The organism is Streptomyces sp. 13-12-16 (assembly GCF_002114215.1).
Classification (GTDB): Bacteria; Actinomycetota; Actinomycetes; order Streptomycetales; family Streptomycetaceae; genus Streptomyces.
On the sequence record NZ_NCTE01000530.1, the window covers coordinates 1 to 11,665 of the forward strand.

Sequence of the window (11,665 nt, forward strand, 5' to 3'; positions counted from 1 at the left end):
CCGGCGGGTCCGGCCGACGGCCGCTCGAGCCGGGCCGTGCCGAGCCGCTCGCCCGTCTGCTCCCCGGCGCTCATACCGGCAGCCAGCGGCGGACGCAGGCGATCAGGTCCTGGGTGTCGACCGGTTTGGTGACGTAGTCGCTGGCCCCCGAGGCGAGGCTCTTCTCCCGGTCCCCGGGCATCGCCTTCGCGGTGACGGCGATGATGGGCAGCTCGGCGTACTGCGGCATGGTGCGGATCTCCGCCGTGGCGGCGTAGCCGTCCAGCTCCGGCATCATCACGTCCATCAGCACGAGTGCCACGTCGGGGTTGTCCACCAGTCTCTCGATGCCCTTGCGGCCGTTCTCCGCGTGCAGCACCCGGAAGCCGTGCAGCTCCAGGATCCCGCTGAGCGCGAAGAGATTGCGCGCGTCGTCGTCGACGACGAGGATCGTACGGCCGGAGAACGAGCCGTCCACGACGGTCTGCGGCGCCGGCCGCTGCGGCTCGTCGTGCCGCACCAGCGACAGCACGTCACCGGGCTCCTCCGCGGAGAGGTGCAGGGCGATGCGTTCACGCAGCTCGTCGAGGCTGGACAGGAACTCCAGCGCGGTGCCCTCGGCACGGGAGCGCAGCTCCTCCTCGACCGCCGCGTCCACACGGTGGCCGCTGTGCACCAGCACCGGCACGCTCGCCAGGGCGGAGTCGCCCCGCAGTGCCTCCAGGAACCGGGTGACCTCCTCCTGGGCCGTGCCGAGCTCCAGCACCACGCAGTGGCACGGATCGGCGGCCAGCGCGCCGGCCGCCTCCTGGGCGCCGACGGCGGTGAGGATGTCGACCGACGGACGGGAGGCGCCGTCGCCGTGCGCGACGTCCTGGACCACGCTCTCCGCGACCAGGGTCAGCAGCCCCCGGGGCCGCTCCTCCACGACGAGCAGCCGCCGTGGACGCCGGCCGGACGACGCCCCCGTCTCGATCGCCGCCGGCTGCCGGGCCGGCACCTCCGGCAGGGCCTCGCCCCGCTCCCCGTCCGGGATCACGCCGGGCCGCAGCAGCTCCTCGAAGTCCGGCCGGGCCACGGGCAGGAACAGGGTGAACGTGCTGCCCTGGCCCGCGACGCTGTCCACCGTCACCGCGCCGCCCAGCAGATGCGCGATCTCCCGGGTGATGGACAGACCGAGCCCGGTGCCGCCGTACTTGCGGCTCGTCGTGCCGTCAGCCTGCTGGAAGGCGCCGAAGATCGCCTCCAGGTGCTGCTCGGGAATGCCCACACCGGTGTCCTGCACCCGGAAGGCCACCACGGGCCCGCCCCGCAGCACGCCGCTGGGGACCTCGTCGTCCGGCGCGGGCTCGATGCGCAGCTCCACGCCGCCCCGCTCGGTGAACTTGACCGCGTTGGACAGCAGGTTGCGCAGCACCTGCCGCAGCCGCGAGTCGTCGGTGAGCAGGTCGGCCGGCGCGCCCGGCGCCGTCGTCACGGTGAAGTCCAGGCTCTTCTGCATCGTCATCGGCCGGAAGGTGGCCTCGACGTACTCGATGAGCCGGCGCAGCTCCACCCGCTCGGGGCTGACGTCCATCTTCCCGGCCTCGACCTTGGACAGGTCGAGGATGTCGTTGATGAGCTGCAGCAGGTCCGAGCCGGCCGAGTGGATGATCTGCGCGTACTCGACCTGCTTCGGGCTGAGGTTGCGCGAGGGGTTCTGCGCGAGCAGCTGGGCCAGGATCAGCAGGCTGTTGAGCGGGGTGCGCAGCTCGTGGCTCATGTTCGCCAGGAACTCCGACTTGTACTTCGAGGCCAGCGACAGCTGCTGGGCCCGCGCCTCCAGCTCCTGCCGGGCCTGCTCGATCTGGAGGTTCTTCGCCTCGATGTCCCGGTTCTGCGAGGCCAGCAGCGCCGCCTTCTCCTCCAGTTCGGCGTTGGAGTGCTGGAGTTCCTCCTGCTGATTCTGCAACTCCGCCGAGCGCTCCTGCAGTTCGGCGGTGAGCCGCTGCGACTCGACGAGCAGCTCGTCGGTGCGGGCGTTGGCCACGATGGTGTTGACGTTGACGCCGATGGTCTCCATCAGCTGGGCCAGGAAGTCCTGGTGGATCTGGGTGAACGGGGTCACCGACGCCAGCTCGATCACGCCGAGGACCTGGCCCTCGACCACGATGGGCAGCAGCACCAGCGCGGTCGGCACCACCTGCCCCAGCCCGGAGGAGATGGTGACGTAGTCCGGCGGCAGCTCGTCCACCGTGATGGCGCGGCGGCTGCGCGCGGCCTGGCCGACCAGGGTGCGGCCGAAGGCGATGCGGGTGGGCCGGCCGTCGTCGTCGGGGTAGCCGTAGGAGCCGACGAGCCGCAGTTCGGGGCCGCCGTCGGCGTCCTCCGCGAGATAGAAGGCGCCGTACTGGGCCGACACCAGCGGCACCAGCTCGTCCATGATCAGCTCGGCGACCACGGACAGGTCGCGGTGGCCCTGCATCAGACCGGAGACCCGGGCGAGGTTGGTCTTGAGCCAGTCCTGTTCCTGGTTGGCCCGGGTGGTCTCGCGCAAGGACTCCACCATCGAGTTGATGTTGTCCTTGAGTTCGGCGACCTCGCCGGAGGCCTCCACGTTGACGGAGCGGGTCAGGTCGCCCTCGGCGACGGCGCTCGTGACCTCGGCGATCGCCCGGACCTGCCGGGTGAGGTTGCCCGCCAACTCGTTGACGTTCTCCGTGAGCCGCTTCCAGGTCCCGGAGACGCCCTCGACCTCCGCCTGGCCGCCGAGGCGGCCCTCGGTGCCGACCTCGCGGGCGACGCGGGTGACCTCCTGGGCGAAGGCGGAGAGCTGGTCGACCATCGTGTTGATGGTCGTCTTCAGCTCCAGGATCTCGCCGCGCGCGTCGACGTCGATCTTCTTCGACAGGTCGCCCCGGGCCACGGCGGTCGTCACCAGCGCGATGTTGCGCACCTGGCCGGTGAGGTTGTTGGCCATGGAGTTGACGTTGTCGGTGAGGTCCTTCCAGGTGCCCGCGACATGCGGCACGTGCGCCTGGCCGCCGAGGCGGCCCTCGGTGCCGACCTCGCGGGCGACGCGGGTGACCTCGTCGGCGAAGGCCGACAGCGTGTCGACCATCGTGTTGATGACCTCGGCCAGCGCCGCGACCTCCCCGGCCGCCTCGACCCTGATCCGCTGCGACAGGTCGCCCCGGCCCACCGCGGAGGCCACCTGGGCGATGGAGCGGACCTGACCGGTCAGGTTGGACGCCATCACGTTGACGTTGTCGGTGAGGTCCTTCCAGGTGCCCGACACACCGCGCACCTGTGCCTGTCCGCCGAGGCGGCCCTCGGTGCCGACCTCGCGGGCGACGCGGGTGACCTCGTCGGCGAAGGCGGAGAGCTGGTCGACCATCGTGTTGATGGTGTTCTTGAGTTCGAGGATCTCGCCGCGGGCGTCCACGGTGATCTTCTGCGACAGGTCGCCCTTGGCGACCGCCGTCGCCACCAGCGCGATGTTGCGCACCTGGCCGGTGAGGTTGCCGGCCATGAAGTTCACCGAGTGGGTGAGATCGCGCCAGGTGCCCTTCACGCCCTGTACGTCGGCCTGTCCGCCGAGGCGGCCCTCGGTGCCGACCTCGCGGGCGACGCGGGTGACCTCGTCGGCGAAGGCGGAGAGCTGGTCGACCATCGTGTTGATGGTGTTCTTGAGTTCGAGGATCTCGCCGCGGGCGTCCACGGTGATCTTCTGCGACAGGTCGCCCTTGGCGACCGCCGTCGTCACCTGGGCGATGGAGCGGACCTGCGCGGTGAGGTTGCCCGCCATCGCGTTCACCGAGTCCGTCAGGTCGGCCCAGGTGCCCGAGACCCCCGGCACCTGCGCCTGGCCCCCCAGCGCCCCCTCGGTGCCGACTTCGCGGGCCACCCGGGTCACCTCGGAGGTGAACACCGACAGCTGGTCCACCATCCCGTTGAAGACCTTGGCGATGTCCCCCATGAGGCCGTCCGCGTCGTCCGGCAGCCGGGTGCCGAAGTCCCCGTCCCGTACGGCCGTCAGCCCCGCCAGGAGCCGCCTCAGCTCCTGGTCCCCCGGCGTCGCCTCGGTCCCCTCGGTGCTCTTGCTGGTCATGCGCACCCTCGTTCCGACCAGAGTCAGTGCGCGTTTCCGCAGTTCACGGATGTGCGCGATGAGAAAATACGCCGAAGGCTAACCCAACTCGCGGGTGCGGAACAAAGCGTGGCACCACCGTGGGAATCGATCCGCGAAAATCCCGGACCGCACGCATGTTCCGGCTCATGAGGGGTACTCGTCCAAATTTTCCGGAGCGCGCGAAGACCCGTGGTGCCGGCGCGCGGTTTCGGTCCGTGCCTTTCGAATGCGCGCGCGCCTGACGGGTATTTGCTGCTGTGGAGCTGGGCGACGCCCAGGGGATCCACCGTCATCGGGGAGGCAAGGAGCAGTGCCCATCGACAGCATCTGGTCGTACGCGCCGGACCTGGACCAGGTCCAGGGGCAGGACCTCACGGACTACACCGTCGTCGCGAGCGACGGCACCATCGGCCACGTGGACCGGCAGGCCGACCACCACGGCATGCGGCACCTCGTCGTCGACACCGGGGTCTGGGTGTTCGGCCGCAGCCTCCTGGTGCCGGTCGGCGTCGTCGCGGCCGTCCACGCCGGGGAACGCCAGGTGACGCTGGCCTGCACCAGGGCCGAGGTGAAGGCGGCGCCCCGGTTCCGCACCGACAGCGAGACCATGGACCCCGCCTACCTCACCGCGGTCGGTGACTACTATCACCGGCTGCCGACGCGCGAGAGCCCCACCGGGTGAGCACCGCGCGGCAGACGCGTCCGGCCGACGGCACGGGGGTGCGCAGCGCCGCCGGCGCCCGGGCGCACGCAGAGGCGACGGTGCGGGCGCGCTGGGACTCCGAGGGCCGCACCCCGCACCAGCAGGACATGATCGACCTCTCGCTCGTCGTGTCGGAACTGGTCACCAACGCCATCCTGCACGGCGGGGGACTGGCCGGCTTCGAGGTGCGGACGACGGGGGAGGGCGTACGGATCTCCGTCCACGACCACAGCGACGTCATCCCCGAGGCCGCCGGCGGGACCGGCGAGCTGCCGGCCGTGCACCGCGGCAGCGGCTACGGCTGGCCCCTGGTGATCCGGCTGGCACGGGACATCGACGTCCGCAGGCGCCCCGGCGGCGGCAAGACCGTCAGCGTGCTGGTCCCCCTGCGCGACGCGCCGGCCTAGGTTCACCAGGGCAGGAAGACGTGGATGTCCTTGCCCTGGTCGTTGCCGACGACGCTGACCTGGTCGCACAGCGTGTGGATCAGGTGCCAGCCGATGCCGCCGCCGCCGCGGTTGGGGTGGAAGGGCCGCGGGGCCGGCTCGGTGGTGCTGGTGTCGTGCATCACCACGTGCACCCCGTCGAACGTCCTGCGCAGACGCAGCTGGAACGGGCCCGGCGCGTACTGCACCGCGTTGGCGGCCAGCTCCGTGACCACCAGGAGTATGTCGTCCCAGTGCTCCGGAGCCGACGGCGCCGACACCCGGGCCAGGTCGAAGAGGAACTCCTCCGCGACCAGGCGTGCGTCCGTCACATCGTGCAGCTCCCCCGGGAAGCTGGCGATGCGGCTCGTGATGTCCTCGGCAGCCAGTGTCCTGTCCCTACGCGGCTCGCGTGCCATCTCGCCTTCCAGGCCCCGTCGTCCGGGGCAGTCGTCCTCGCGTCTGCGCCCCCTCGAACTGTGGGTTCCCGTGCGGGCGGAGCCTACGCGCCCGCATGCCCGTGCCCGCCCGGTGACAAACCCGTCACCGACCGGCAGCGGCTCCGGGAGCCCGCCCGACGACGTCCGTCCCGCCCGCCGCGCGGCACCCGGCACGCACTCCCCCGGAAGGGGGCACCCCCCGGCCACGTTGCCGAACCGCCCACGTGGCCCCTCCCCGTCGAGGGGGCTCCGGTGTCCTGCGGTCGCACGTTCTTTCCGCGCTCGGACCGGGCTCGCGCGCAGGCGCCCCCCCCCCCGGCGGACGACGGGGAGGTCCGGACGGGTCCCGGCCCCGCCCGGGCCGTCAGCGGAAGACGTTGTCCGAGTCGTCCCAGCTCGACGACTCGTCCACGACCGGGGTCCGGCCCGGACGCGTCCGGGAGTGGTACATCGCGTCGATCTCCAGCGCGTAGCGCCGCACGATCTCGTCCCGGCGCAGTTTCATCGACGGCGTCAGCAGCCCGTTGGCCACGTCGAACGGCTCGGGCAGCACCCGGAACACCCGGATCGACTCCGGGCGCGACACGCTGCTGTTGGCCGCGGCGACCGCCCGCGCGACCTCCTCCCGCAACGCGTTCTCCTCCCGCGCCTCCCGGGCCGGCGCGTCGCCCGGCAGGGACAGCGCCGCCCGCCAGTCGTTGAGGAACTCCGGGTCCAGCGTGATCAGGGCGCCCACGCACGGCCGGTTGTCGCCCACGACGACGGCCTGGTGGACCAGCGGGTGCATCCGCAGCCGCTGCTCCAGGGCCGCCGGCGCCACGCTCTTGCCGCTGCTCGTGATGATGATGTCCTTCTTGCGGCCGGTGATCGTGAGGTAGCCCTCGGCGTCCAGCCGGCCCAGATCGCCGGTGGCCAGCCAGCCGCCGCGCAGCACGGCCCGGGTGGCGGCCTCGTCACCCACGTACCCCTGGAACACCGACGGTCCGCGCACCAGGATCTCCCCGTCGTCGGCCACCCGTATCTCGGTGCCCGGCAGCGCCTGCCCCACGGTGCCGGACTTCTCCCGCCCGAACGGCTGCATCGTCACCCCGCCGCTGGTCTCGGTGAGCCCGTAGCCGTCGTGGACGTAGACGCCGATCCCCTCGTAGAAGAGGGAGAGGTCGCGGTTGAGCGTCGACCCCCCGGAGGTGCCCCGGAGCACCCGGCCGCCCAGAGTGGCCCGCAGCCTGCGGTAGACCGTGCGCTCGTACAGGGCGTGCTGCAGCCGCAGGTCGAGGCCGGGCCCGGAGCCGAGGCCCAGCCGCTGCCGCTCCAGCGCGGCGGCGAAGTCCTGTGCCGTGCCGGCCGCCCGCTCGAACAGGGCGCCGCGGCCCGAGAGCTGCGCCGAGCGCAGGAAGTTCTTGTAGATCTTCTCCAGCAGCGACGGGACGGCGTACAGATAGGTGGGCCGGAAGGTGCGCAGGGCCGAGGACAGGGACTCCCCGCCGATGTCGGGTTCGTGCCCCATCAGCAGCCCGCCGCGCACGCACAGCACCTGGATCATCAGACCGTAGACGTGGGAGAAGGGCAGGAAGGCGAGGACGGCGGCCTGCTCGCCGGGGGGCGCCGCGACGTGGCCCCAGCCCGCCAGCAGGGTGTCGCTCATGAAGGCCAGGCCGCGGTGGCTCAGCGCGCAGCCCATGGCGTGGCCGGACGTGCCGGAGGTGTAGGCGACGACGGCCGTGGAGTCCGGCAGGACGATGCGGCGCATCGAGTCGACCGTGGCCGCCGGGATGAACTCGCCGCGCGCCACCAGCTGGTCCAGCGCGCCCGCGTCCAGCTGCCACACGTGCCGCAGCGCCGGCAGCGCGGCGCACACGGACCCGACGGTCATCACGCCCTGCTCGTCCTCCACCAGCACGGCCACACAGCCGGAGTCCCGCAGGATCCACTCCACCTGCTCGCGCGAGGAGGTCGGATAGACGGGGACGACCTCGGCGCCCACCGTCCACAGGGCGTGGCCCAGGAGGGTCCACTCGTAGCGGGTGCGCGCCATGATCGCCACCCGCGTGCCGGGCGAGATCCCGGACGCCACCAGACCCTTGGCCAGGGCGACCACCGCGTCGCGGAATTCGAGGGCGGTGATTTGCTCCCAGGTGGCGGAGGCCGGATGGGAGCGGTGGGCGAGCATCGGCAGGCCGGGGCTCTCGGCCGCCGTCTCGAAGAGGCTGTCGGCGAGGCCGCCGGCCAGGGGCGAGGCGGACGGGGGAGCGAGAGCGAGGTCGCGCATGCACTGCTCCTGACGTGTACGGGCTGTGACTCGACCGATGGGCACCGTCATCGGCGGTGCCTGAATGTAGCCGAGCCGGAGCGCCCGCACGCCGGGATCGCGACAAGTGTGTCCGCACTGATGATCTCGGCGCTTTCGGGGGACCCGGACGGCATGAGCTACGTCAACCCAGATCCCGATCCGGAACGCAGCACCGGCCTCGAACCGGGCGGCGGCGTCCCCCCGGGCGAGACCCCGCCCGCGGAGAGCAGCATGCCCGAGGCGGGCCCCCGGGAGACGCACAACCCGACCAAGGGCTGGGCCAAGGGCCCGATGACCGCGATCCTCGTCCTCGTGGCGCTGATCGCGGCGTTCTTCCTGGTCTACGCCATCATCCTCATGATCTGACGCCCCTACCCGAGAGGAGCGGCCCCCGTACGCCCCGCCCCCTGGGTGTGCCGTACGCACTCCGTGACGACGTTCCTCAGGCTTCCCGTGCGTTCCAGCAGGGCGCGCTGCACCTGCGCCCCGTTGCCGTCGCGCAGCAGCCGGGCGCAGCCCTCGCGGGCGCGCTCCAGGTCGCCGGTGGCCTCCAGGGCCTCGGCGGCGTGGTCGAGGAGGCCGCGTACGACCGTCTCGGCCGGCATGCGGCGCATGGTCTCCGGATGGAGCAGCTCACCCGTCAGTCCTGCCCGGGCCGCCTGCCAGGCGGCCAGCCGGAGGAGGCTGACGCCGGGGTCCGCCGGTTCCCGGCCGGCCCGCCACTCGCGTGCCGCGGTCTCCACCAGCGCGCGGGCGAGGGTGGCGATCAGCGCCGCCGTCTCCGCGTGCAGACAGACGTCGGAGACGCGGATCTCCACCGTCGGGTACTGCTGGGACAGCCGGGCGTCGAAGTAGACCATCTTCTCGTCGAGGATGACGCCGGTGGCCACCATGTCGGCGACCCGCCGGTGGTAGCGCTCGGCCGAGCCGAACGTCTCGGTCGGACCGGCGGACGGCCAGCGCTGCCAGACCCGGCTGCGGTAGCTGTTGTACCCCGTCTCCTTGCCCTGCCAGAACGGCGAGTTCGCGCTCAGCGCCGCCAGCACCGTCAGCCAGGGCCGCAGCCGGTCCACGACCCCGACGCCCTCCTCGTCGGACTCGACGGACACGTGGACGTGGCAGCCCATGACGAGCTGTTCCCGGGTGGCGATGCCGTACTGCTCCTCCATCCACTGGTACCGCCGGTTGACGCCGATGGCCGGACTGACCGGCAGCGGCGAGGTGGCGAGGGCGGCGACGGTGCAGCCGATCTTCCCGGCGTGCCCGGCGGCCTCCTCCCGGCAGCGGACGATCTCCGCGTGCAGGCTCTCCATCGAGGACTGCGGATGCGTGGCGAACTCCAGCATCTGCTCGTGCAGTTCCTTCTCGAAGACGTCCTGCTCCGCGCCGTCCCGGGCGGCGCGGGCGAGCACCGCCCCGGACATCGCCCGCGGTTCCCCGCTCTCCGGATCGACCAGGAGGAGTTCCTCCTCCACTCCGACGGTGCGCACCTGATGCCGCCCTTCTGTGACCTGCCGTGACGACGCCGAGAAGTCCTCGGTCGTACGACCCCGAATGCCCCGGTGAGGGCCTCGGACACCTGGCGGCGTCGCCGGACTCTCACAGGGCGACCGGTGTCAGCCACATCGTCGCGAGCGGCGGCAGCGTGAGCCGTACGGTGCCGTCCTCGGGCTTGACCGGGTCCGGGTTCGTGACGTCCCCGCCGCCGTAGTGCGCGGCGTCGGTGTTGAGGACCTCCTGCCAGGCGATCACGTCGTCGCCGACACCGAGGGCGTAGTCGTGCCGGACCACGGGGGAGAAGTTCGACACCGCGAGCAGCGGCCGGCCCTCGGTGTCGTACCGCAGGAACGCGAAGACGTTGTCGTCGGCCGCGTCGACCGACACCCACCGGAAGCCGGACGGGTCGGTGTCGCGCTGCCACAGCGCCGGGGTCGCCCGGTAGCGGGTGTTGAGGTCGCGCACCAGGTCCCGCACCCCGCGGTGGTCGCCCGCGGAGTGGTACCCGTCGTCGAGCAGCCACCACTCCGGGCCGGTCTTCTCGGACCACTCGGCACCCTGCGCGAACTCCTGCCCCATGAACAGCAGTTGCTTGCCGGGGTGGGCCCACATGAAACCGAGGTAGGCCCGCACGTTCGCCCGTCGCTGCCACCAGTCGCCCGGCATCTTCGACACCAGCGCCTGCTTGCCGTGCACCACCTCGTCGTGCGAGATGGGCAGCACGTAGTTCTCGCTGTAGGCGTACACCATCGCGAACGTCATCTCGTGGTGGTGGTACTTGCGGTGCACCGGCTCGTGGGAGACGTACTCCAGCGAGTCGTGCATCCAGCCCATGTTCCACTTCAGGCCGAACCCGAGACCGCCGGTGTCGGTGGGCCGGGTCACCCCGCCCCACGCCGTGGACTCCTCCGCGATGGTCACCACCCCGGGGCAGCGCCGGTACACGGTGGCGTTCATCTCCTGCAGGAACGCCATCGCCGCCAGATCCTCCCGGCCGCCGTGGGCGTTCGGCTCCCAGCCGCCGTCCTCGCGCGAGTAGTCGAGGTAGAGCATGGAGGCGACGGCGTCCACCCGCAGTCCGTCGATGTGGAACTCCTGGCACCAGTAGACGGCGTTCGCGACCAGGAAGTTGCGCACCTCGGTGCGGGCGAAGTCGAAGGTGTACGTCCCCCAGTCGGGGTGCTCCGCGCGCCGGGAGTCCCCGGGCTCGTACAGCGGGTCCCCGTCGAACCGGGCCAGCGCCCAGTCGTCCTTCGGGAAGTGCGCCGGTACCCAGTCCATGATCACGCCGATGCCGGCCCGGTGCAGCGCGTCGATCAGGTACTTGAAGTCGTCCGGGGTGCCCAGCCGCGCGGTCGGCGCGTAGAAGCCGGTGACCTGGTATCCCCAGGACGGTCCGAAGGGGTGCTCGGCGACCGGCATCAGCTCCACGTGGGTGAAGCCGAGGTCCTTGACGTAGGCCGGGAGCTCCTCGGCGAGTTCGCGGTACGTCAGTCCCGGCCGCCAGGACGGCAGGTGCACCTCGTACACCGAGAACGGCGCCTCGTGCACGGGTGTTTCGGCCCGCCGCGCGAACCACTCGGCGTCACCCCACTCGTAGTGCGAGGCCGTCACGACGGACGCCGTGTTCGGCGGCGCCTCCGTGCGCCGCGCCATCGGGTCGGCCTTGAGGAACCGGTGGCCGTAGCGGGAGTGGATCTCGAACTTGTAGCAGGTGCCCTCGCCGACACCGGGCAGGAACAGCTCCCACACCCCGGACGAGCCGAGCGAACGCATCGGGAACGCCGTGCCGTCCCAGTGGGTGAAGTCGGCGGCGACCCTCACCCCCTGCGCGTTCGGCGCCCACACCGTGAAGCGGGTGCCGGTGACGCCCTGGTGGGTCATGGGGTGCGCGCCGAGCGCCGTCCACAGCTCTTCGTGCCGGCCCTCGCCGATCAGGTGCAGGTCGAACTCGCCGAGCGCGGGCAGGAACCGGTACGGGTCGTGCGTCTCGACGGCCTCGTCGTCGCCGTAGGCCACCGTCAGCGTGTACGCGGGGACCGCGTCCAGCGGCAGTACGCCGGAGAACAGGCCGTCGCCCTCCGACACGAGCGGGGTGCGGGCGCCGTCGACGACGACGCCCACCTCGCGGGCGAAGGGGCGCAGGGCGCGGAAGGCGATCCCGCCGGGCACCGGATGGGCGCCGAGCAGCGCGTGCGGATCGTGGTGGGCGCCCGCCAG

Annotated in this window: 8 protein-coding genes; 3 read left to right on the forward strand and 5 right to left on the reverse strand. The window is 71.8% G+C overall.

All coding sequences use genetic code 11. From position 1 onward, the window contains the following. Positions 1-70: 70 nt before the first annotated feature. Entirely contained in the window at positions 71-4,069 is a 3,999-nt protein-coding gene (locus tag B7767_RS21410; protein ID WP_085573627.1) for a HAMP domain-containing protein, read from the reverse strand. A gap of 331 nt (positions 4,070-4,400) precedes the next feature. On the opposite strand from B7767_RS21410, the gene B7767_RS21415 reads away from it, so the two are divergent. Continuing rightward, a complete protein-coding gene (locus B7767_RS21415) occupies positions 4,401-4,772 on the forward strand; it encodes a hypothetical protein (RefSeq protein WP_085573628.1) in 372 nt (123 codons plus the stop codon). Beyond that, on the forward strand, positions 4,769-5,200 hold the full coding sequence (locus B7767_RS21420) for an ATP-binding protein (protein ID WP_085573629.1): 432 nt from the start codon (positions 4,769-4,771) through the stop codon (positions 5,198-5,200). The genes B7767_RS21415 and B7767_RS21420 overlap by 4 nt, the downstream gene beginning before the upstream one ends. 2 nt (positions 5,201-5,202) lie before the next feature. On the opposite strand, the gene B7767_RS21425 is transcribed toward B7767_RS21420, so the two are convergent. Together B7767_RS21425 and B7767_RS21435 are read right to left on the reverse strand one after the other, a co-directional pair. Beyond that, positions 5,203-5,637 (reverse strand): ATP-binding protein, encoded by a 435-nt coding sequence (locus tag B7767_RS21425; RefSeq protein ID WP_085573630.1) that lies wholly within the window; start codon positions 5,635-5,637, stop codon positions 5,203-5,205. 385 nt (positions 5,638-6,022) lie between these two features. Beyond that, the gene (locus tag B7767_RS21435; protein ID WP_085573632.1) at positions 6,023-7,927 is read right to left on the reverse strand and encodes a long-chain fatty acid--CoA ligase; all 1,905 of its coding nucleotides are present in this window, start codon (positions 7,925-7,927) and stop codon (positions 6,023-6,025) included. 153 nt (positions 7,928-8,080) lie between these two features. Between B7767_RS21435 and B7767_RS21440 the strand changes: the two genes are divergently transcribed. Further along, complete coding sequence (locus B7767_RS21440) at positions 8,081-8,314, forward strand: DUF6480 family protein (RefSeq protein WP_085573635.1); 234 nt, start codon at positions 8,081-8,083, stop codon at positions 8,312-8,314. Between the two features lie 5 nt (positions 8,315-8,319). Here B7767_RS21440 and B7767_RS21445 read toward each other — a convergent pair whose 3' ends face one another. Then, a complete protein-coding gene (locus B7767_RS21445) occupies positions 8,320-9,438 on the reverse strand; it encodes a glutamate--cysteine ligase (protein ID WP_085573633.1) in 1,119 nt (372 codons plus the stop codon). 109 nt (positions 9,439-9,547) lie between these two features. Next, positions 9,548-11,665: 1,4-alpha-glucan branching enzyme (gene glgB, locus B7767_RS21450; protein WP_085573634.1), on the reverse strand; the 2,118-nt coding region annotated here is incomplete at its 5' end.

Excerpts from the sequence above, each read along its gene's own strand:
- B7767_RS21410 (WP_085573627.1), bottom strand. The coding sequence starts at position 4,069 with ATGACCAGCAAGAGCACCGAGGGGACCGAGGCGACGCCGGGGGACCAG.
- B7767_RS21425 (WP_085573630.1), bottom strand. The coding sequence starts at position 5,637 with ATGGCACGCGAGCCGCGTAGGGACAGGACACTGGCTGCCGAGGACATC.
- B7767_RS21435 (WP_085573632.1), bottom strand. The coding sequence starts at position 7,927 with ATGCGCGACCTCGCTCTCGCTCCCCCGTCCGCCTCGCCCCTGGCCGGC.
- B7767_RS21440 (WP_085573635.1), top strand. The coding sequence starts at position 8,081 with ATGAGCTACGTCAACCCAGATCCCGATCCGGAACGCAGCACCGGCCTC.